At 63.0% G+C, this 21708-nt stretch carries 22 protein-coding genes; 10 read left to right on the forward strand and 12 right to left on the reverse strand.

Annotation, left to right across the window (positions count from 1 at the left end; all coding sequences use genetic code 11):
* The first annotated feature begins 1083 nt into the window (after positions 1 to 1083).
* From fliL to fliR, 7 genes are all read left to right on the forward strand, one after another.
* Positions 1084 to 1590, forward strand: coding sequence for a flagellar basal body-associated protein FliL (gene fliL, locus GNZ13_RS13945; protein ID WP_172165202.1), 507 nt, complete (start codon positions 1084 to 1086; stop codon positions 1588 to 1590).
* Positions 1591 to 1655: 65 nt separating this feature from the next.
* Positions 1656 to 2654 carry a flagellar motor switch protein FliM gene (fliM, locus tag GNZ13_RS13950; RefSeq protein WP_172165055.1) on the forward strand — a complete coding sequence of 333 codons (999 nt, stop codon included), beginning with the start codon at positions 1656 to 1658 and terminating at the stop codon, positions 2652 to 2654.
* Positions 2647 to 3111: a flagellar motor switch protein FliN gene (gene fliN / locus GNZ13_RS13955; protein WP_074281892.1), complete on the forward strand. Its 465-nt coding sequence runs from the start codon at positions 2647 to 2649 to the stop codon at positions 3109 to 3111. Before fliM ends, fliN begins: the two co-directional genes overlap by 8 nt.
* Positions 3108 to 3782 carry a flagellar biosynthetic protein FliO gene (fliO, locus tag GNZ13_RS13960; RefSeq protein ID WP_172165058.1) on the forward strand — a complete coding sequence of 225 codons (675 nt, stop codon included), beginning with the start codon at positions 3108 to 3110 and terminating at the stop codon, positions 3780 to 3782. Before fliN ends, fliO begins: the two co-directional genes overlap by 4 nt.
* A complete protein-coding gene (gene fliP, locus GNZ13_RS13965; RefSeq protein WP_172165061.1) occupies positions 3782 to 4624 on the forward strand; it encodes a flagellar type III secretion system pore protein FliP in 843 nt (280 codons plus the stop codon). Before fliO ends, fliP begins: the two co-directional genes overlap by 1 nt.
* Positions 4625 to 4717: 93 nt before the next feature.
* Entirely contained in the window at positions 4718 to 4987 is a 270-nt protein-coding gene (gene fliQ, locus GNZ13_RS13970) for a flagellar biosynthesis protein FliQ (protein ID WP_028198519.1), read from the forward strand.
* 46 nt (positions 4988 to 5033) lie between these two features.
* On the forward strand, positions 5034 to 5816 hold the full coding sequence (gene fliR, locus GNZ13_RS13975; protein WP_172165064.1) for a flagellar biosynthetic protein FliR: 783 nt from the start codon (positions 5034 to 5036) through the stop codon (positions 5814 to 5816).
* 155 nt (positions 5817 to 5971) lie between these two features.
* On the opposite strand, the gene flgL is transcribed toward fliR, so the two are convergent.
* From flgL to flgB, 12 genes are all read right to left on the reverse strand, one after another.
* Positions 5972 to 7192 (reverse strand): flagellar hook-associated protein FlgL, encoded by a 1221-nt coding sequence (flgL, locus tag GNZ13_RS13980; protein WP_172165067.1) that lies wholly within the window; start codon positions 7190 to 7192, stop codon positions 5972 to 5974.
* A 10-nt stretch (positions 7193 to 7202) separates the two neighbouring features.
* Complete coding sequence (flgK, locus tag GNZ13_RS13985; RefSeq protein ID WP_172165070.1) at positions 7203 to 9176, reverse strand: flagellar hook-associated protein FlgK; 1974 nt, start codon at positions 9174 to 9176, stop codon at positions 7203 to 7205.
* A gap of 178 nt (positions 9177 to 9354) precedes the next feature.
* A complete protein-coding gene (locus GNZ13_RS13990) occupies positions 9355 to 10128 on the reverse strand; it encodes a flagellar brake protein (protein WP_172165073.1) in 774 nt (257 codons plus the stop codon).
* Between the two features lie 436 nt (positions 10129 to 10564).
* Positions 10565 to 11563, reverse strand: a complete 999-nt coding sequence (flgJ, locus tag GNZ13_RS13995; RefSeq protein WP_172165076.1) for a flagellar assembly peptidoglycan hydrolase FlgJ — start codon at positions 11561 to 11563, stop codon at positions 10565 to 10567.
* A gap of 12 nt (positions 11564 to 11575) precedes the next feature.
* A complete protein-coding gene (locus GNZ13_RS14000) occupies positions 11576 to 12781 on the reverse strand; it encodes a flagellar basal body P-ring protein FlgI (protein WP_236001990.1) in 1206 nt (401 codons plus the stop codon).
* 2 nt (positions 12782 to 12783) lie between these two features.
* On the reverse strand, positions 12784 to 13482 hold the full coding sequence (gene flgH / locus GNZ13_RS14005; RefSeq protein ID WP_172165079.1) for a flagellar basal body L-ring protein FlgH: 699 nt from the start codon (positions 13480 to 13482) through the stop codon (positions 12784 to 12786).
* A gap of 38 nt (positions 13483 to 13520) precedes the next feature.
* The gene (flgG, locus tag GNZ13_RS14010; RefSeq protein ID WP_172165082.1) at positions 13521 to 14309 is read right to left on the reverse strand and encodes a flagellar basal-body rod protein FlgG; all 789 of its coding nucleotides are present in this window, start codon (positions 14307 to 14309) and stop codon (positions 13521 to 13523) included.
* A 108-nt stretch (positions 14310 to 14417) separates the two neighbouring features.
* A complete protein-coding gene (gene flgF, locus GNZ13_RS14015) occupies positions 14418 to 15176 on the reverse strand; it encodes a flagellar basal-body rod protein FlgF (protein WP_172165085.1) in 759 nt (252 codons plus the stop codon).
* Between the two features lie 19 nt (positions 15177 to 15195).
* Positions 15196 to 16707, reverse strand: coding sequence for a flagellar hook protein FlgE (locus tag GNZ13_RS14020; RefSeq protein ID WP_172165088.1), 1512 nt, complete (start codon positions 16705 to 16707; stop codon positions 15196 to 15198).
* 42 nt (positions 16708 to 16749) lie between these two features.
* On the reverse strand, positions 16750 to 17481 hold the full coding sequence (locus GNZ13_RS14025; protein WP_172165091.1) for a flagellar hook assembly protein FlgD: 732 nt from the start codon (positions 17479 to 17481) through the stop codon (positions 16750 to 16752).
* A 10-nt stretch (positions 17482 to 17491) separates the two neighbouring features.
* The gene (flgC, locus tag GNZ13_RS14030) at positions 17492 to 17917 is read right to left on the reverse strand and encodes a flagellar basal body rod protein FlgC (protein WP_120297135.1); all 426 of its coding nucleotides are present in this window, start codon (positions 17915 to 17917) and stop codon (positions 17492 to 17494) included.
* 313 nt (positions 17918 to 18230) lie between these two features.
* Positions 18231 to 18725, reverse strand: a complete 495-nt coding sequence (gene flgB / locus GNZ13_RS14035; protein WP_172165094.1) for a flagellar basal body rod protein FlgB — start codon at positions 18723 to 18725, stop codon at positions 18231 to 18233.
* A gap of 227 nt (positions 18726 to 18952) precedes the next feature.
* Between flgB and flgA the strand changes: the two genes are divergently transcribed.
* The 3 genes from flgA (at position 18953) to GNZ13_RS14050 (ending at position 21548) form a co-directional block, all read left to right on the forward strand.
* Positions 18953 to 20434 carry a flagellar basal body P-ring formation chaperone FlgA gene (flgA, locus tag GNZ13_RS14040; RefSeq protein WP_172165097.1) on the forward strand — a complete coding sequence of 494 codons (1482 nt, stop codon included), beginning with the start codon at positions 18953 to 18955 and terminating at the stop codon, positions 20432 to 20434.
* A 216-nt stretch (positions 20435 to 20650) separates the two neighbouring features.
* Complete coding sequence (gene flgM / locus GNZ13_RS14045; RefSeq protein ID WP_172165100.1) at positions 20651 to 21007, forward strand: flagellar biosynthesis anti-sigma factor FlgM; 357 nt, start codon at positions 20651 to 20653, stop codon at positions 21005 to 21007.
* 94 nt (positions 21008 to 21101) lie between these two features.
* Entirely contained in the window at positions 21102 to 21548 is a 447-nt protein-coding gene (locus GNZ13_RS14050; protein ID WP_172165102.1) for a flagella synthesis protein FlgN, read from the forward strand.
* Positions 21549 to 21708: the final 160 nt, after the last annotated feature.

A 21708-nucleotide genomic window follows, 5' to 3' on the forward strand; every position in this document is an offset into this window, starting at 1 on the left:
TTTTGCCGGCGGCGCTGGGGTTGATTCTGATTCTGTCGTGGCTGATGTTGCCGTGCGGCGCAGTGTGGGGTTGGTTGATACGTTTGCTTAATTAGTGCTTTTGCCTTCGCGGCGCTTTTTTGTCTGTTTGCCTGCGGCGTTGGGCTTTGCTTGGTTTGTTTGCCTGCGCGGCGCTTTGTGTCTGGTTGCCTACGGCGTGGGCCTTTCCTTGATCTGGCTTCTTGGCCTTTCCTTGAATTGATATTGGTTTATTAGCGTCGCCCCTGTGCGGGGCAGGCACTTACTTTCTTTGCCGCCGCAAAGAAAGTAAGCAAAGAAAGCGGCTCAAACCGCCAACTCTTAAGCGGGTCCCCTAGCTTGGAGGGGGTAGTGGCGCATCTGGAATCCGTGCCTTGGCACATTCGGCGTGAGTGACAAAGCGCTCATCAGCTCCCACTCCGCACTACGTGCGTCGCGGATGGGTCTGCATGGGAAACCTGGGGCTTCGTTTGGGCGTGGTGGGGGCCATCGGCTTCGCCTCGGCGAGGCGCCTGGAGATTCAGAAGACGAGGTCCGCGAGTGGCCGCGGTGCCGATCAAAATGCGAGAGCGCAAGCGCGGAGATCGGTTTGGTGAATTACGCGTCGGCGCGCGCAGCGCCGTCGGAAGTATGACGGCTTTGTCACTCACGCCGAATGTGCGAGGGCACCGATTCCAGATGCTCCACTACCTCCTCCAAGCCAAGGGACCCGCTTAAGAATTAGCGGTGTGAAGCCGCTTTCTTTGCTTACTTTCTTTGCGGCGGCAAAGAAAGTAAGTGCCTGCCCCGCACAGGGGCGACGCTAATAGACCAATATCAAATCAAGGAAAGGCCAAAGATCCAGATCAGGGAAAGTCCAACACCGCAGGCAAACAGACAAAACAAAAGAAGACCAAAAGCGCCGAGCAGGCAAAACCGCAAAAGCCGCGCCGCGAGGCGATCCCCCGCCCGAATGGGCAAAAACCAGAGATAGCCCTCAATAACCCTTCTTTTCGACCCATCGCGCCGCAGGCAAATAAACAACAATCACCCTCACCAGCACTAAAGGCAAGCAAAGCAAACCTCATGGCAACCACGACCGCAAACCAGCAAGCCGCGCCCGCTTCCCCGGGCCCCTTGAAGCGCATCATCCTGATCGTCCTAATCGCGATCATCGCCGCAGGCGCTGCCGGCGCGGGTGTGTGGTTCTTCATGTCCCAGCGCAGCCCCGCCCCCGCCTCAGCGGCAACCGCCAGCGCGCCGGCGCCATTAGCCGTGCCCCTGTTCTTCCCGCTCGAATCAATGACCGTCAACCTGCAATCGGACGACGGTCAGCAACACTTCCTGCGTATCGGCCTGACGCTCAAGCTCAACGACCCGAAAACCCAGCAGGAACTCTCCGACCATATGCCGGAAGTGCGCAGCCGCATCCTCCTCGCACTGTCGAACAAACACCCGGAAGAACTCGCGCCGCTCGAAGGCAAACGCGCGCTCGCCACCGAACTCCAGACGTTGATCGAACAGCCGACCGATAAGGGCGCCGCGCCGATCCACGTCCAGGACGTGCTGTTCACCGAATTCGTCGTGCAGTGAGCTTCTCAGTGACGTTATTCAGCGCTGCCATCATTAACCGCTTAGGGACGCACGAGGAATAAGGAATGGGCCACGAAGAGTTCATGTCCCAGGAGGAGGTCGATGCCCTCCTCAAGGGTGTCACCGGCGAGTCCGACTCGGTCGCCGAGCAGACCGATCGTGCGGGCGTACGCCCGTACAACATCGCGACGCAGGAACGCATCGTCCGCGGCCGGATGCCCGGCCTCGAAATCATCAACGACCGCTTCGCGCGCCTGTTGCGCGTCGGTATCTTCAACTTCATGCGGCGTTCGGCGGAAATCTCCGTCGGTCCAGTGAAGGTGGTGAAGTACAGCGAGTTCACCCGCAACCTGCCGATCCCGACCAACCTGAACCTGGTCCATGTGAAGCCGTTGCGCGGCACGTCGCTGTTCGTGTTCGACCCGAATCTGGTGTTCTTCGTGGTCGATAACCTGTTCGGCGGCGACGGGCGTTTCCATACCCGCGTCGAAGGCCGCGATTTCACGGCAACCGAGCAGCGCATCATCATGAAGCTGCTCAATCTCACGTTCGAGCACTACGCGGCTTCGTGGAAAAGCGTACGCCCGCTGCAGTTCGAATTCGTGCGCTCGGAAATGCACACGCAGTTCGCCAACGTGGCGACGCCGAATGAAATCGTCATCGTCACGCAGTTCTCGATCGAGTTCGGCACGACCGGCGGCACGCTGCACATCTGCATGCCGTATTCGATGATCGAACCGATCCGCGACATTCTCTCGTCGCCGATCCAGGGCGAGGCGCTGGAAGTCGACCGCCGCTGGGTCCGCGTGCTGTCGCAACAGGTGCAGGCAGCGGAAGTGGAACTGACCGCCGACCTAGCCCAGGTGCCGGTCACGTTCGAACAGATCCTGAACATGCGCCGTGGCGATGTTCTGCCGATCAACATCCCCGAACACATCACGGCGAAAGTCGATGGCGTGCCGGTGATGGAGTGCGGCTACGGAATTTTCAATAGTCAGTACGCGTTGCGGGTCCAGAAAATGATCAGCGCAGCCGACACGATGAAGGATGGTGGATATGAGTGATCTGAACGCAAAGACTGAGGCCGAACTGGCCGCTGGCGAGCCGCAACTGGCCGCCGACGCAGCCAGCGCCGAAGACGACGCGGCGATGGCCGACTGGGCCAGCGCGCTGGCCGAGCAGAACGACAATACGGAAGTCAGCGCGACCACGGCCGGCGTGTTCCAGCCGCTCTCGAAGGTCGAACCGACCTCGACGCGCAACGACATCGACATGATCCTGGACATTCCCGTCCAGATGACCGTCGAACTCGGCCGCACCAAGATCGCGATCCGCAACCTGCTGCAACTCGCGCAGGGCTCGGTCGTGGAACTGGACGGCATGGCGGGTGAACCGATGGACGTGCTGGTCAACGGCTGCCTGATCGCCCAGGGCGAAGTGGTGGTCGTGAACGACAAGTTCGGTATCCGTCTGACCGATATCATCACGCCGTCCGAACGCATCCGGAAGCTGAATCGATGAAACGTGTTGCCGGTCGCGCCATGCTGCATGCGTCGCGCAATGTTCTCAATCGCGCTGCGCCCGCAGCAACGGCAACGACGGCAGCGGCCACCTCGGCGCCGATGCTCGCACTGATCTTCGCGCTGACCTCGGTGGCAGCATTCGCACCATCGACCGCGCACGCAGCCGACATGAACGCGGTCAACAACGCCGCGAAAATCGCGTCGGGTGTGGGCGCCGGCACGGCCGTTCCGGCGCTCGGCGTCGGCGCGGTGTTGCAAACCATCGTCGGCCTGCTGGTCGTGATCGGTCTGGTGTTCGCCTGTGCATGGCTCGCGCGCCGCTTCGGCTTGCAGCCGGCCCATCGCGGCGGCCTCGTGAAGACGATCGGCGGCGCCTCACTCGGCGGCAAGGAGCGGGTCGCCGTGGTGGAGATCGGCGATACGTGGCTCGTGCTCGGCACGGCGCCCGGCAATGTGCGTCTGCTGCATACGATGCCCGCCGGTTCGGCCGCGGTCGATCCGATCGCAGGCATGCAACCGGCCGCACCAGGCGCATCGAATGCTTCGGGTGCGTCGCTTGCATCGGGTAAAGGCGCAGCATTGCCCGGCACCTTCGCCCAACGCTTTCGCGACGCTTTAAAGGGCGAAGTGGGCAAGCGTTTCAATGGGCAAGGCAGCGGGGATCGGTAATGCAGTTCAGTCTTCAATCAGCGCAATCCTTGCAATCAGTACATCAAGCGCACGTCACTCGCATGTCCTGCGCCGCCTCGAAAGTCATTCCCGTCTTGCGCCGTGTCGCGCCGGTCGTGTTGCCGGCGCTGATGCTCGCGCTGCCGACGCTGTCATTCGCGCAAACCGCCGGCTTGCCGGCCTTCAATACGAGCCCGGGCCCGAACGGCGGCACGACCTACTCGCTGAGCGTGCAGACGATGCTGCTGCTCACGATGCTGTCGTTCCTGCCGGCGATGGTGTTGATGATGACGAGCTTCACGCGCATCATCATCGTGTTATCGCTGCTGCGCCAGGCGCTCGGCACCACCACCACGCCGCCTAACCAGGTGCTGGTCGGTCTCGCGCTGTTCCTCACGCTGTTCGTGATGTCTCCGGTGCTCGACAAAGCCTATAACGACGGCTACAAACCGTTCTCCGAAGGCTCGATGCCGATGGAGACGGCGGTGAACCGCGGCCTCGCACCGTTCAAGACCTTCATGCTGCGCCAGACCCGCGAAAGCGATCTCGCACTGTTCGCCCGCATCTCGCACGCGGCGCCAATGCAAGGTCCGGAAGACGTGCCGCTGTCGTTGCTGGTGCCGTCGTTCGTGACGAGTGAACTGAAAACGGGCTTCCAGATCGGTTTCACGATTTTCATCCCGTTCCTGATCATCGACATGGTGGTGGCGAGCGTGCTGATGTCGATGGGGATGATGATGGTGTCGCCGGCCACCATCTCGCTGCCGTTCAAGCTGATGCTGTTCGTGCTGGTCGACGGTTGGCAATTGCTGCTCGGCTCGCTCGCGCAGAGTTTTGTTTAACCGGGTCACTTAGCTGCGTCACTGAGCTACATTACTGAGCTACGTCACTGAGTTGCATCACTCAACCCTTTCACGCTTCCGGTCGAAAACGCCATGAATCAAGAATCCGTCATGACGCTCGCGCACCAGGCCATGTATGTCGGCCTGCTGCTTGCCGCGCCGTTGCTGCTGGTCGCGCTGGTGGTCGGTCTGGTGGTGAGCCTGTTCCAGGCCGCTACGCAGATCAACGAAACCACGCTGTCGTTCATTCCGAAGCTGCTCGCAATCGCCATTACGATGGTGATCGCCGGTCCGTGGATGTTGACGACCATGCTCGACTACCTGCGCCAGACGCTCACCAACATCCCGTCGCTCGTCAACTGAGCGCGGCCCCGGCCTCCGCTCGGCGCTTGCGTCCTCCCCCACCGCCATGTTTTCCGTCACTTACGCACAACTGAACGCCTGGCTCACGGCGTTCCTGTGGCCGTTCGTGCGGATTCTCGCGCTGGTGGCGACCGCGCCGGTGCTCGGCAACCGTTCGCTGCCGACGCGCGTGAAAATCGGCCTCGCGGCTTTCATCACGATCATCGTCGCGCCCACGCTCGGCGCGCTGCCGCAGGTCACGGTGTTTTCCGCCGAAGGCGTGTGGATCATCGTCAACCAGTTCCTGATCGGCATCGCGCTCGGCATGACGATGCAGATCGTGTTTCAAGCGATCAGCGCCGCCGGCGACTTCGTCGGCCTGGGCATGGGCCTCGGCTTCGCGACATTCTTCGACGCGCAGGCGAGCAGTTCGAGCCAGGTGCTGGCGAGCTACATGAACATCATCGCCATGCTGGTGTTTCTGGTAATTGACGGGCATCTGCAGATGATCAGCGCGCTGCTGACCACCTTCCAGTCGGTACCGGTGTCGGCGAATATTCTGGGCGCACCCGGCTGGCGCACACTGGCGAATTTCGGCAGCACAGTGTTTTCGGCGGGGCTGCTGCTGTCGCTGCCGGTGGTCGTCGCGCTCCTGATCACCAACATCTCGCTCGGCATTCTGAACCGCGCCGCGCCGCAAATCGGCGTATTCCAGATCGGCTTTCCGCTGACGATGCTGATCGGCATGCTGCTCCTGCAACTGATGATCCCGAACATGATTCCGTTTTTCATGCGCCTGTTCGACGTCGGCATCGATCAGATGGGACGTGTGGCGGCGGGATTGAAGTAGCGCGGCTTCCGGGCTGGCGGGTGGCTTCGCGTTAGCCACGCCTCACGCGCGCATCGCTCACGCATTCTGGCCATGCATCGGCCACTCAAGACAAAGAAGGGCAGAACCGGCTCACACCGGCTTCCGCCCTTCCTTGTTTCTGACTACTCGTCCGATCAGTTCAGGTACTGGAACAGCGAAACGCTCTGAATCTTCACAAACGCCTGCTGCGCCGCCTGCAGCGCGTTTTGCGTCATCGTGTACTGGCCGATCGTCTTGGCCATGTCGGTCTGGGTCAGATTCGCCAGGTTGCTCGCCGTCTGCAACGTGTTGGTCTGCGTGACCGTCTGCAACGCCTGCACTTCCTGCTCGCGGCCACCCACTGCCGCCTGCGCGGTCACGACGTTGTTCATCGTGTTTTCGAGCTGGGTCATGCTGGCGGTCAGTGCGCTCTGGTAGCTGGCCGTCGAGGCGCCGCCCGACACCGGCGTTTGCAACGTGGTGATCAACTGGCTCAGGTTGGCGAATACATCCGTGCTGCCTTGCGTGGCCGGCGTCACCGTGAAGCTGTCGCCCGCGTTCGGCGCGCCGCTGATCGACACCGTCTGACCGCCTAGCGTGATCGCCGAGCCGGCCGTGAACGGTTGCGGCCCACTCGTGGTCGGCGCCCCGCTCGGCGGGGTCTGGGTCACCGTGTAGGTGGTCGCCGACGTGAAGGCGATCTTGTACATGTCCGCATTGGCCGGATTGGTCGGGTTCGTCAGGCTGACGGTGCTAATCACACCCGTGCCGGAGTTGCCGGCCGTCGCGGCCGGCACAGAGCTGGTGCCGATCGGTGCCACGCTGCTGAAGATCGCGTTCCCGTTGTCACCGGTCTGAATGGTGTGCGTGGAGGTGATCTGCATGGCAGGCGTGCCGGTATCGCCCGAATAGGTCACGACGCCGGCCGAATTGGTGGTGTACGGCTGCGCAGTGCTTTGATAACCGCCGAACAAGGCGTTGCCTTGCGGGTCGGTCGAATTGGCGAGCGTCATCAACTGGCTGCGCAAGCTCTGCAATTGCGTCGCGATCGAGCCGCGGTCGCCGTTGTTCAGCGAACCGTCGCCGGCGCGCAGCACCAGCGTGTGAATGCTCTGCAGCACCGTATTGACGCTGCCGAGCGTCGAATCTTCCTGTTGCAGCGAAGCGAGTGCCGCGCCCTGGTTGGTCGTGTACTGCGACAGGGACGTCGCCGTCGAGCTCAACTGCACTGCCTGCGCCGCGCCGAGCGGATTGTCCGACGGCGTGGAGAGGCTTACACCGCTCGAGATCTCTTGATACAACTGCGACAACTGAGCTTGCTGATCGCTCATCGTCGCCACGTTCATGTTGAAGTACTGCGTGCTGGAGATACGCATGTTCAACGCCTCACTGGAAGATGCCGAGTAGCGTCTGGAACAGGGTCTGCGCGGTCTGAATGACCTTGCTGTTCGCCTGATACAGCTGCTGATACTGAAGCAGGTTGGCTGCTTCTTCGTTGATGTTCACGCCCGAGACCGACTGCTGCGCGGTGGTGATCTGCGTCACCAGCGAGGTCTGCGCCGTGCTCGATGTCTGAATCTGGTTGGTCTGGTTACCGATCTGGTTGACGTAGTTCGCGTACGCGCCCGTCAGCGTGACCGTGCCGCCTGCCATTGCCTTCGCCGTGGACAGATTCGACAGCGCCAGCGCATTGCGGCCGTCGTTGTTCGCGCCGGTGTTCGGGCCGATGGTGAACGTGTCGCCGGCGGCCGGTGCGCCGCTGATCGTCACCGAGACGTTGTTCATCTGGCCGGCGGTCGCGTTGTTGATCGTCAGCGTCGCGCCCGTGATCGACGAATACGGCACCACGGTCGCCGCGCTGGCGATCGGGTAGGTGGTGGGGGGCGTACCTGCCACCGTCACCGTCGAGCCCGTCGGGAAACCCGACAGACCCGCGCCGTTGTACGACAGCGTGGTGGTCGCATTCGGCATCGTGTAGCCGGCTGTCACCGTACCTTGCGTGATCGTGCCGGTGCCGGTGTTGCTCGACGTTGCGGCGCCGAGCACCGGTGCGGCGGCGGCGATCGCCGACGGGTCCGAGGTCGCAGTGTTGAAGCTGTTCAGCGCGCCGCGGGTCGGTTCGACCGTGAACGAATCGCCGGCTTTCATCGTGCCGGTGGTCGAGAAATTCAGGCCGTTGATCGGCTGGGTCAAATTGGTCGCCGAGCCCACCACGGCGCCGCTCGAATTGTCGGTCAGCGTGTAAGTAGTGCCGTTATAGGCGAGCGTGTAATCGCCGGTGCTCGGCTGCGCGGGATTCGCGAACGACACGTTCAGCGAAGCGTTGCCGGTATTCTGCGTATTCGCGTAGACGGTCGGGCCGCCCACCGAGAACAGCGCGCCGCCCTGTGCGCCGGCGAGCGTGATGCCGAGGCTGTTCTGCGCGTTGACCTGCGAAGCGAAGCTCACCGCAATCGCGCCAAGTTGTGCTTCGCCCGGATCGAGCGTCTGGCTGCGGAACGCGAGGAGACCACCGAGCGTACCGCCGGTGACTTTGCTGTCGGGCAGGTTTTGCGGCGCGGCGGCCGGGTTCGCGCCAGCCTGGCCGAGATACTGCACCGACAGTTCGCTGGTGTCGCCCGTCGAAGGCGCCGTGCCCAGGTTGTAGCTGTTACCAGCCGAGACGAGCGGCTGGCCGTTGCCCATGAACACGCTGTAGCTGCCGTTGCTGTTCACGACGTTCACGCCGATCAGTTGCGACAGGTTCGACACGGCTTGATCGCGCTGATCCATCAACTGGTTCGGCGGCTGGCCCTGCGAGCTGGCCGCGGATATCTGTCCATTTAACTGGGCAATCTGCTGCGTGTAGCTGTTGATCTGCGAAACGGTGTTGCTGAGCTGCGTGTTGACGCTCTGGCGCAGCGCGTCGTATTGCTGGCCCGCGGCATTGATCTGGTTCACGAGCGTCTGCGCGCCGCTCATCGCGGTCTGGCGGGTGGCCAGACTGGAGGCGTTGTTCGAGACGTTCTGCAAACCGGTGAAATAGCTGGTGATCGCGCTCGCAATCCCGGCCGTCGGGCTGCCGATCAGATTGTTCAGCTGCGAGATCATCGTGTTGTACGTCGACAGCGAACTGCCCGAGCTCTGCGCGTTGTTCAGCTCAGTCGTCAGATACTGGCTGTACTGGCGCGTCACGGTGACGGTCGAGACACCCTGCGGCAAATAGCCGGAACCCGTGTACTGGCCGCCGCTTTCCGCGTAGACCGGCTTTTCGATCGTGTAGCCCGGCGTCGACGCGTTGCTGATATTCTGGCCGGTCGTCGTGAGTCCCCACTGGGCTGCGTTCAGTCCACTGAGTCCGAGATTGATGAGATTGGACATGCGTCATCCTGAAGGGCGACACCGACCACATGCCGCCGCGTTACTTGAACATCCTGTTTAACGGCCCCCACGAGGAAAAATTGAGGGCCATTCCGATGCTTGTTCGACGTTTGTTTCAACGTTTGCGAGGCGCGTGCCGCAAGGCTTTTTCGCCTTTTTTCCGCTTTTTTCCCGCTGATCAGCGCACCAGCGAGCGGCGCTTCATTTCCAGTTGCGTAATCAGACGTTGCAGCGTGTTTTCGGCGCTGCCCGGCAGCGTCAGAAAACGGAAGCCGAGTTGATAGCGCTGCGTGCCGTTCGGCAACGCGGTGGAGCGGTGTGACACCAGTTGCAGATCGAGCGAAAGCCGGCCGAGCGAGCCGAGCGACAGTTCGCAATCCTGCAGCTGCGTGCCCATCGGCAATTCGGCCACGCGTTCATCCGCGGTGCGCATGCCGACGCCGCCGAGCGACAGATCGTGCACTTCAAAGCGGAACGTGTCGCCTTCGGGCAAACGGCCGCTGCACATATACGGATCGAGAATCGGCGCATCGACGCGGAAATACTCGCGGCGCTGCACGTAGAACAGCACCTCGGGGAAGTTGGCCTCGAATGCGGGCAGTCCTTCGTAGCGGGTTTCGCGTGGCGTGCCGGTTGCGAACTCCACACGCACACCATCCGGCGATGCGTGGAACTGGCAACGCGGCGCGGCTAATAAACCTTTGTTCTGTTCGGAGAGCGCGCCCCAATCGAAAGTGAAAGTGCGCCCGCGCACGTCGACATCGAGCAGGCGCGTCACGAGTTGACCGCCCGCATATTCAACGGTGAGGAAATCGCCTCGATTGACGAGGTTGCGTAACTGAACGCCAATCTCCAGCGGATTGCGACGGCCGAAATCGGGGACGCTTTCGTCTAGCGGGGCGTGCGACTGGCCGGGTGCGTCGGTCTGGCCGTGCGACTGGGTAGTATCCATAGGCTTGCCGGTATGCATGTTCTTGCGGGCGCGTGCCAAGGCTCCTGCCGGGGTGGCTTTCGCGCGGTCTTCATCGAAGCCGCAGCACGCGCATTCAACCGGACATTACAACGCTTTCCGGTATCGGGTCTAACTGATTAGCGGCAGCGTTCAGCCAAAATTTAGGGGCATGTATTGAAATATTTGCCGCAAACGTTAAAACGCCGATATGTCACCAGTGGAATCCGGGTGCATCGAATACAGGCGGCATTCACGCCGGTTATGCGGGTGGACCGGCCGCCCGTAGGCAGCCGGCCTCGTCCGTCTTGTTATGCATCTGGCCCCGTCGCGTGCATACTTTATTCGAGAAAATCAAACTGCATAAACTGATCGGCTGCGCAGTCGAGTGGAACCACACACCTGCCGCGCGCCTGCCACGCATTTGCATTAAGGGAAATCAGCCCATTTTCTGCATGATGGACATCAGCTTTTTCGCGTAATGCGGATCGGTCGCGTAACCCGCGCGCTGCATGCCGTTGGCAAAGCCATTCACGTCATGCGCGGAATTGATCACCTGCGCATAACGCGGATTGCCCTTGAGCAGGCTCGCGTAGTCGGTCATCGCTTCCTGGTACGAATCGTACGCACGGAATTTTTCGACGGTGCGCTGCGGCTTGCCGTTCACATATTCGGTCGTGACCGTCGAGACGGTCTTGCCGGTCCAGTCCTTAGTCGCCTTGATGCCGAACACGTTGTGGCTGGTCGAACCGTCCGACTTCTTGATCTCGCTCTTGCCCCAGCCCGATTCGAGCGCGGCCTGGCCGATGATGAAGCGCGCCGGAATGCCGGTTGCCGCGCTGGCGGCTTGCGCCGGGGCGGCGAGTTTGTCGACGAAGGCGTCGACCTTCGGCGAGGTGCCGTCGCCTTTGATCGGCGGAGTCAGCGCGCTGTTGGCCGAGTAGCCCTTGCCCATCGCCAGTTGGCCGTTGGCCTGCGCATTGCCGTAGGCCTTCGCGAGCGCGTTCAGCGCCGCGGTCTGGCCTTCGTCGCCGCCGCTGCCGCCGCCGAGCGCGTTGGCCATGCCGGGGAGACCGCCGCCTGCGCCGCTCGCGCCACCTACCTGCATGCCCTGATTGCGCATCATCTGCTTGAGCATCGCGTCAGCCACGCCAATGCCCTTCTGCGACATCTGTTGCGACAACTGCTGGTCCATCATCGACGTGAAGGTGGCGCTGTCATGCGAATCGAACGGACCATCCTGTGGTGTCGCATCGCGCATGCTTTTCAGCATCATTTGCGTGAACACCGCGTCGAACTGCTGCGCGGCCATCTTCATGCCGGCTTGCGGCGAAGCCTTGGCTTGCGCGCTCAATTTGCCGAAGCCCTGCACGTCCAGCGCGAAGCGCTGGGTCAGGTCGTTCGCCGCATTGGCGGAATTGGTCGTATCCGAATTCATCCTGTGTCTTCCTTAGATGATTTCCAGGTCGGCGCGCAACGAGCCCGCCGCTTTCATGGCCTGCAGGATCGACATCAGATCCGCGGGCGTCGCACCCAGTGCGTTGAGCGCCTTCACCACGTCGGCGAGGTTGGCGCCGGCGGTCACCATCTTCAGTGCGCCGTTGTCCTGCTTCATCTGAATCTGCGACTGCTTGGCCACCACCGTCTGGCCATTCGAGAATGCGCCCGGCTGACTCACCACCGGCTGCGTATTGATCACCACCGAAAGATTGCCGTGCGCCACCGCGCAGTTTTGCAGCGTGACCATCTGGTTCATCACGATCGAACCGGTGCGCGCGTTCAGGATCACCTTCGCGGCGGCTTGCGCCGGCTTGACGTCGAGGTTCTGCAATTGCGCCATGAAGGCAACCTGCTGCTCCGGCTCGGACGGTGCGCGCAGTTGAATCGTGCGACCGTCGAGCGCCGTGGCCGTGCCGCTGCCGAACGCATTGTTCACCGCTGCCACGATGCGTTGCGTGGTGTCGTAGTCCATGTCGTTCAGGTCGAGCTGCATCGTGCCCGCTTGCGATACCGAGGTCGGCACCGCGCGCTCGACGATCGCACCGCCGGCAATGCGGCCCGCGGCCAGCGTATTCACCTGCACCTTGCTGCCATTCGCGCTCGCGCCGGCGCCGCCGACCGCGAGGTTGCCCTGGCCGAGCGCATACACCTGGCCGTCGGCGCCCTTGAGCGGCGTGAGCAGCAGTGTGCCGCCGCGCAGGCTCTTGGCGTTACCGAGCGAGGACACCGTCACGTCGATCGCTTCGCCGGGACGCGCGAACGGCGGCAACACCGCCGTCACCATCACCGCGGCGACGTTCTTCAACTGGATGTTCGACAGCGACGACTGCTGATTGCTCGAGCCCGCCGCCTGGTTGTTGATCGAGATGCCGAGGTTCGCCAGCATGTTGGCGAGCGTCTGCGTGGTGAACGGCGTCTGCGTGGTCTGGTCGCCCGTGCCGTCGAGACCGACGACGAGGCCGTAGCCGATCAGCGGATTGTCGCGCACGCCCTGGATCTGCACGAGATCCTTCAGACGTTCGGCATAGGCGGGCGTAGCGGCCGGCAGCGCGGCGCAAGCGAGCGCGATGAAGGCCAGCGCACGGCAGACGCGAGCCAATCGCGCGAGAGGTGCGGCGAACGCGGCGCGGTGGAGGCGGAAGAAGGCGGTACGCATGATCACCACGGCGACACGTTGAGGAAGAAGCGCTGCAGGAAGCCCATGTTCTCGGATTCGTCGATATAGCCTTTCGCGGAGTATTCGATTTTCGCGTCAGCCACCTGGGTCGAGTACACGGCGTTCAGGTTGGAGATCGTGTTGGGATTCACCACACCGGAAAAGCGCACGAATTCGTTGCCCTGGTTGATCAGCATCTGCTTCTCGCCGCTGACCATCAGGTTGCCGTTCGGCAGCACGCCGGTCACCGTCACCGTGATCGTGCCGTTGAAGGTATTCGACGCGTTCGCACCGCCGGTCGCCGAAAACTTGTTGGCGCCGTTCGCGCTCAGGTTGGTCTTGCCGAACAGGCCGCCGAGAAAGCCGGCGGTCGGCACGTCGAAGTTGGTGTTGCCGTTACGGTTGACCCCGGCGCCCGACGACTTCGTCGCGTTGACGTTTTCCTGAATCACGATCGTCAGGATGTCGCCCACATTGCGCGGCCGCTGATCTTCGAACAGCGGCCGGCCCGCGTAACCCGGGTTGTAGATCGAGCCCGGCGATTGCGCCTGCGGCGGCATCGGCGGCAGCGCCGTCATCGGTTGCTGGACGATCGGCTGCTTCGGCACGAGGCCGCAGCCACCCAGAGTCGCGAGCAGCGTGAGCTGCACGAGCGCCTGAGCGGTGCGCGAATGAACCGGATTACGAGTGAAGTGCGACATCTTAATTACCGCCTGTTAATTCCCCAGTCCCTTAGGCCTTAAACCTGCATCTGGCTGAGGGTCTGCAGCATCTGGTCGGAAGTCGTCACGGCCTTGCTGTTGATTTCGTAAGCACGCTGCGTCTGGATCATGTTCACCAGTTCCTGCACCACGTTCACGTTCGATGCTTCCACGTAACCCTGATTGAGCGTGCCGGCGCCGTTCAGGCCCGGTTGCGCGACGTTCGGCGCACCCGACGACGCGGTTTCGGAGAACAGGTTTTCGCCCTTCGCATCCAGACCGGCCGGGTTGATGAAGGTGGCGATCTGCATCGAGCCGAGCTGCTGGCTGTTGGTCGAGCCGGCAACGGTGATCGACACCACGCCGTCGCTGCCGATGGTCAGCGAGGTCGCGTTGTTCGGAATCGTGATCGCCGGAATCACCTGATAGCCGCTCGACGTGACGAGCTGGCCTTGCGCGTTGGTCTGGAACGAACCGTCACGCGTGTAGGCGGTCGTGCCGTCGGGCATCTGCACCTGGAAAAAGCCCTGACCGTTGATGGCGACGTCTTTCGAGTTGCCGGTCTGCTGCAGGTTGCCCTGCGTGTACAGACGTTCGGTCGCGACCTGTTGCACACCCGTGCCGAGCTGGATGCCGGAGGGCAGTTCGGTGTTTTGCGTCGAGTTCGCACCCGGCTGGCGGATGGTCTGATACAGCAGATCCTCGAACACCGCGCGCGAGCCCTTGAAGCCGTTGGTGCTGACGTTCGCGAGGTTGTTCGAAATCACGTCCATCTGCGCCTGTTGCGCATTCATGCCGGTAGCGGCGATGTAGAGCGAGCGATTCACTATTCTTCTCCTATGTCGACCGGAGTTAGCGCTTTAGCGCTTAGTCCGGTCCCATGCATGGCTGTCGATCGGAGTTAGTGCTTCAGCACTTACTCCGATCCCATCCCGTTAGCTAAAGCTGAGCAGCTGGTTGGCGGACTGGTCGTTCTTGTCCGCGTTTTCCAGCAGCTTGGTCTGCATCTGGAACTGGCGGGCGTTGGTGATCATCGCGACCATCGCGCTGACCGGATTCACGTTGCTGCCTTCAAGCGATGCCGGCGCCAGCGTGACGGTCGGATCAGCGTCGGCAGCATTGCCGTCGCCGGTGCGAAAGAGGCCGTCGTCGCCGCGCGTCATGCTTTGCGGATCCGGATTCACCAGCTTCAGCTGATCGACCGTCACCACCGCGGTCGGCGGGTCGCCCGGCGTCAGCGCGGACACCGTGCCGTCCTTGCCGATAGTGATTTCCGCACCCGGCGGCACCGACACCGGGCCGCCGTTGCCGAGCACCACCTGATTGGTCGCGTTCACCAGTTGACCGTTCTCGTCGACGTGCAGATTGCCGGCGCGCGTGTATGCCTCGCCGCCGTCGGCGGTTTGCACCGCCAGCCAGCCCGGACCCTGAATCGCCACGTCGAGCGGGTTGCCCGTCTGCTGGATCGGCCCCGGCGTGTAGTCGGCTCCAGGCGTCGACGACAGCACGAAGGTACGCGTGGTGTTGTCGTCGATCGAACTGCCGTCGCCGAACGCCATCGGCACGGCGCGGAACGTCGCAAGCTGCGCGCGAAAGCCAGTGGTCGAGGCGTTCGCCAGGTTGTTGGCAACGATAGCCTGCTGCTCGAGCGCTTGCGTGCTGCCCGACATCGCGGTGTAGATCAGCCGATCCATGATGGGGAGTCCCGGTCGCTTACAGGTTGATCAGGGTCTGGTCGACGGTCTGCTGGGTCTTGATCGTCTGCGCGTTCGCTTGATAGTTGCGTTGCGCGGTGATCAGGTTCACCAGTTCGCTCGTCAGATCGACGTTCGAGTTTTCCACCGCGCCGCCCTGCAGCACGCCGTGGTTAGTCGAGCCCGGTGCGGAGATCTGCGCGACGCCCGATTGGGACGTCTGCTGGAACTCGTTGTTGCCGAGGTTCACGAGACCGTTCTGGTTCGAGAAGTTCGCGAGCACGATCTGGCCGAGCGCCGCGGTTTGCTGGTTCGAATAGTTGCCGGTCAGCGTGCCGTCGGCGCCGATCGTGAAGCTCGTCAGCGTGCCGGCCGCGTAGCCGTCGGGCTGCAGCGAGTTCACGCCGTCCTTGCCGCCGTATTGCGTCGTGCCTGCGATGTTCAGCGTCAGGTTCTGCGGCGTGGACGAACCATCGGTGGTCGGAATGCCGAAGTTGAAGACGAACGGCGTGGTGGTGGCCACGCCGGCCGCATTGGTCGTCCCGAGCAGCGTGCCCGACGAATTGAAGTTCGCGTGGCCGACCAGGCTCGCGGTGCCGGTCGAGGTGCCCGCGTACACGTTCCACGTGCCCGCCGAGGTCTTGGCGAAATACATGTTCACCGTCTGCGAGCCGCCGAGCGAGTCGTAGACCGTCGTGCTGGTCGAGTAGTTGTACGTCGACGAGCTGTTCTGGTTGAACGCGACCGGGGTCGGTGCGATCGCAACGCTGTCGCCCGTAGCCGGCACGCCGTTGAACGTGATGGTCTGGCCGTTACCGAGCGAGACCGCCGAGCCGGCCGTGTACGGAGCAGCCGCGCTTGTCGTGCCGAGCGTGGTGTCGGTGACCGTGTAGGTCGTCGGGCTCGTGAAGTTGACGGTGTAGCTGTCGTTGTTCGTGCCCGACGCGGTGTTCGTAATCGTGGCGCCAGGGGTCGTGAGCGTGCTGCCCGCGACAAGGGTCGGCGTCACGGTCGGCGTGCCGAGCATCAGTGGGTCCTGCGCGTTCAGGTTCAAGCCCGCGACGATCTTGGTGGTGGCCTGCGGCGCGATATTCGCGGTCGGCACGCTGAGCGGCACGGTCTGCGCGGTGTTGATGATGCCCGAGCTGTTCGCGGCGTAGCCCATCAGTTGCAGGCCTTGCGCGTTGGTGACGTTGCCGTTCTTGTCGAGCTGGAACACGCCGTTGCGCGAGTACACCAGCGAGCCGTTGTTCGACAGCTGGAAGAAGCCGTTGCCGTTGATCGCGACGTCGAGCGCCTGGTTGGTGCTGGTGATCGTGCCTTGCGAGAACTGCTGCTGCACTTCGGAGAGCTTGGTGCCGATGCCGACCTGATTGCCCACTGCGGTCGCCACCGAATTGGCGTACATGTCGGCGAATTGCGCCGCGCCGCTCTTGAAGCCAACCGTATTCGCGTTGGCGATGTTGTTGCCGATCACGTCGAGGTCGCTCGACGATGCCGACAAACCACTCAAACCTTGTTGGTAACCCATAACGGTCTCCGTATCTGAAAGTCGTAACTGACTGAATCTGAATCAGAGGATGGCGGCGACGCTGGTCAGCCCCACGGTCGAGCCGTTCGACAACACGAGGCCCGGCGTACCGGTGCTTTGCATGACGACGCTTTGCACCGTCGCGCCCGTGAGCGTCGTGGCCGTAGCCTGCTGACCGTTGATCGAGCCGACCGCGCTGATCGTGTACTTGCCGTCGGGCAACGTGTTGCCGGCCGTGTCGGTCGGCGTCCAGCCCACCGGAATCGTGCCGGCCGACTGCTTGCCGAGGTCGATCGTGTTGACAATCTGACCCGCCGAGTTCTTCACGACCACCTGCAGATCGCCCACTGAGTTGGCGAGCTGCACGCCGAACGAGGTGGCCTTGCCGCTCGCGACCGTCACCGAGCTGCCCGGCGCGAGCACGGTCGAGCCGATCAGCAGGGCGGCTTGCGACTGCTGGCCTGCCGACATCTGCGTGGCGAGCGAGCTGAGCGTCGTGTTCAACTGGCTGATGCCCGACACCGTGTTGATCTGCGCCAGCTGCGAAGTCATCTGCGAGCTGTCCATCGGATTGGTCGGATCCTGGTTCTTCAACTGCGCGACGAGCAATTGCAGGAAGGTATTCTGCAGATCGGTCGCCGAGGTGCCCGACGTGCTGCCGGTCGAACTGGTGGCGCTGGTCGCGCTCTTGGTGCTGCTCGTGCCGTTCATCGTATCGAGCAGCGTTTGCGACACGTTGGTGCCGTTGCTGCCGATGGTGGTGTTGGTGGTCAAGGAATTCTCCTCAGGTTCCGATCGTTAGCGTTTTCAGCATCAGTGTCTTGGCGGTGTTCAGGGTCTCGACGTTGGCCTGGTACGAGCGCGAGGCCGAGATCATGTTGACCATTTCCTGCACCGGGTCGACGTTGGGCAGCGTGACGTAACCGTCCGAATTGGCCGCCGGGTTGCCGGGGTCGTAGGCGGTCTTCATCGGCGTCGGATCGTCCACCACGCCGGTGACCTGCACGCCGCCGATCTGCTGGCCGGAGCCCGAGCGCGCGCCGCCGATCGGGTTGACCGCGAACACGACCTGCTTGGCCTTGTACGGCTGGCCGTCCGGGCCGGTCGTGCTGTCCGCGTTGGCGAGATTCGACGCCGTCACGTTGAGCCGCTGCGACTGCGCTGACATCGCGGAGCCTGCAACACCGAAAATGTTCATCAAAGATGGCATGTTTCCTTCCCTCTCCTGTCGATCGGAGTTAGCGCTTCAGCGCTTACTCCGGTCCCATGCAACGCAGTCGATCGGAGTTAGCGCTTCAGCGCTTACTCCGGTCCCATACAACGCAGTCGATCGGAGTTAGCGCTTCAGCGCTTACTCCGGTCCCATGCAACGCAGTCGATCGGAGTTAGTGCTTCAGCACTTACTCCGGTCCCATGCAGGGCGCCCGATCCCATGCAACGCAGTTGCACGGTTCGACCCGGCTTACGTTAAATCCCGTAGCGATTGTTCCTGCTTACTGCGCGTATCTGTGCGGCATCGGTTATTACGAGCCCGACTGGATTGCCGCGAGCATCGTCTTGATCTCGCCCGACAGCACCGTCATGCCCGATTCGAAATGCAACGTGTTATCCGCGAACTGCACCCGCTCCGTATCGATATCGACCGTGTTGCCGTCGAGCGCGGGTTGCGTCGGAATGCGGTATTGCAGATTGCCGTAGTCGTCAGGCGTGCCCCCGGTCGGCGTCAGCGTCGCCTTGCCGGACATGTGGCCCGGCGCGGTCGACACCATCGACATGCCGCTCGTCACCCCGGCGGGCTGCGTCATGGCGAGCGTCGAGTTGTTCGAGGCGCCCGTGCCCGCACCGCCACCGGTCTTCTTCAGCGCGCCGGCCAGCGACGAAGCGAAGTCGACGTCGCGCGCCTTGTACCCGGGGGTATCGGCGTTGGCGATATTCGACGACAGCAGTTCCTGCCGGTAAGCGCGCACATCGAGCGCCTGGCGGCCAAAGGCGAATTCGGCATCGAGTTTGTCCAGCATAGAAATCTCCGGAGAACGTTCCCGAGGCTTCCCGTTTGTGCCTCGCTGTGCCTCGCGTGAGGACTGCGTCGGACGGGAAGACCTTTTTGCATGAAGTGCATCTTATGGGCCGAACGCAAGTGGCAATCGGACGAATAACCGGGAAAGGGGGCTTCTATTCAACGTTTGCGCAATGGGGACGCTCACTAGAATGCAAAGCGTACCGATGCATTCGATGGAGAAACACGATGGACCAACCCACCTTCGATCTGACGCACCGCGCAAGCCGCGCGGCGGCGCATCGCGTAGGTGCGGGCGCGCTCCGGCGTGCTTCGCGCGGTGTAGTCCATCTCCTGACCCGTCTTGTCGTGAACCTGGCGGTATGGGTCGCCGGCGGTATCGTGCTGCTGCCGGCAACCACGCATGCTCAGGACGCCGGTGACCCCATCGTGATTCCCGGCCCGGGTGAAAAGAATCCGGCCGCCCTCGCCGATCTGGCCGCGCAGATGCAGGCAACGCCCGCGAAACGCACGGGGTCCGCGGCGACGCTCGCCGCCGCTACCGCGCAGTCGCTGACGCCGGGGCCGGTCGCGCGCGACGCCGATCAATTCACGCGTGCCGCCAACGCGAGCGGCTCGATCGTCATTCCGGGCGCGGGCGAGCCGCCTGCCGCGCCGCAGATGATCCGTACCAGTTTCAAGCCCGACGCGAACGGGGTCGTGACGATTCCCGCGCCCGGAAGCGCCAATGCGGCGGCTACGGCTGCTACGGCGGCGGCGAATGCGCCGAGCAGGGGTATCGAAAGCGTGCTCAATAGCTCGTCCGATAGCGCTGCCTCGAACGCGGCCAATCGCGCGCCGACGAGCGGGTCGTCCGCCACCTTCGACAGCCTTGCGTCGCGTGGCGAGCCGCCTCAGTTGGGCGTGAACGGCAAGCCTGTCGTGACCACCGCAGTCGCATCGAAGCCGGGGCCGACGCCGACCCCCGCACCAATGCCGACGCCGCCCGCCACCATCGCTCGCACGCCGTCGATGCGCCAAGTCGCGCCGGCTGTCGCGCAACAGAATCTGCGGCCCGCAGCGGTGGCGCAGCCCGCGCCGCTCGCCGGCCAGCAAGACGCCGAGGCGATTCGCAGCGCCGCGCTCACCTTCTTGCAGCAGCAATCGGCAGGCTTGCCCGGCAAGGTCGACATCACCGTCGCGCCGGCGTTTCCGCGCGGGCTCGCGGCCTGCGCGATGCTCGAACCCTTCATGCCCAGCGGCGCGCGCCTGTGGGGCCGCATGACCGTCGGCGTGCGCTGCGCCGGCGAACGGCCGTGGACCATCTATCTGCAAGCACGCATTTCACTGCGCGCCACCTACTATCTGGCCGCCCGCGCGATGGCGCCGGGCGAAGTGCTCACTGCCGCCGACCTCGTCGCGCGCGATGGCGACCTGACCGGTTTGCCACAGGCGATCGTCACGGACCCGTCGCAGGCGGTCGGCTCGGTGTCGCTCGTGCGCATCGCCGGCGGCATGCCGTTGCGCCGTGACATGTTGAAAAGCGCGTCGGCGGTGTCGATCGGGCAAACGGTGCGGATCGTCGCAGCCGGAGAAGGTTTCGCGATTTCGGCCGAAGGCAGCGCCATGAACAACGCGTCGCCGGGCCAGCAGGTACGGGTGAAGACGGCCAACGGCCAGATCATCTCCGGCATCGTCAAGGATGGTTCGACGGTGGAGATTCAGTTGTGAAGCGGCGCGGCGGCAAGTCCGGCGGCCCGGACGCCGGCGCGGATTCGGGCGTGACGGCCGATGCGGCTGGCGCAGTGGCTGCAGTGGCTGAGGCGGCCGTGGAACCCACCGTGGGGCCGGATCGACTTGTAAGGAAAGGTAAAGCCTGGAGCGATTGCGCTAAAGTTTTGATCACGGGTTGCCGTTATCAGAATCAAATCGTTCAGGAAGCCAATCGTGAAAGTCGATTCCACAACCAATTCGAATCTGCCGACGTTGAAAGACGTTCTGTCCCGCTCGCAGCAAAGCGACGCGGCGAGCGCGAACAGCAACACGCAGAGTGCGGGCACGACCTCGCAGACCACAGCCAGCAGCGGTTCGGGCGACGCCAGCGTCAGCCTGTCGGGTCTGTCGCAGCATTTGCGCAGCCTCGCGGCGTCTGGTTCGGCCGATATCGACACGGCGCACGTCGAGTCGATCAAAGCCGCGATCAAGGACGGCTCGTTGACGATCGATTCGAGCAAGATCGCCGACGGCGTGCTGAATACCGCGCGCGAACTGTTGCAAAGCAAAACCTCGTCGACCGGCAACTAATCGACGCATCGAAGTACGGTGAATTGCCGGGCGGCATTCGACAAACCCGGCTCGCGAATCATGTGCGAGCCGTCTTGTTCAGCGAGTTGTTGAGATGAAAGACGCCCTGCTTGCCACCCTCATCGAAGAATATTCGGCCGTCGAGGCGTTCGCCTCGATTCTGGCGCTCGAGACCAAGGCACTGACCGCCTTGTCGCCGCTGGAACTGCTGCCGCCGATCGTGGAAAAGAAAACCGAGCTGATTGGCACGCTCGCCAAGCTCGAAGCCACGCGCGACGCACTGCTCGCGGAAATGGGCTTTCCGTCCGGCTGGCCCGGCATGGAACTCGCGGCCAGTGCGGACACGCGGCTCGCCGGGCAATGGGCGCTGCTGCAAAAAGCCGCCGACCGGGCGCGGCGCTTCAATACGAGCAACGGTGAACTGATCCGCGTACGGATGGACTACAACCAGCGCGCGCTGACGGCGCTGCAAGTGGCTGTGCCGCAGAAGGCCGGTTTCTACGGACCGGATGGGCGGATTCCGGCGCGTCCGGCAGCTTGAAGATTTCGCTCGTGCGGCGCGTTTCACGCGCTGACGCAGTGAAGTAGATTGCTTTGAACAAAAAGGACTCGTCAAAGACGAGCCCTTTTTGTTCGCGCTGGCCGCGGAGCATGAGATGGCGGACGTGTAACTGAAGAGAAGGCGGACGTTTCGCGCACCG

This window comes from Paraburkholderia elongata (genome assembly GCF_013177735.1).
Taxonomy (GTDB): Bacteria; Pseudomonadota; Gammaproteobacteria; order Burkholderiales; family Burkholderiaceae; genus Paraburkholderia; species Paraburkholderia elongata.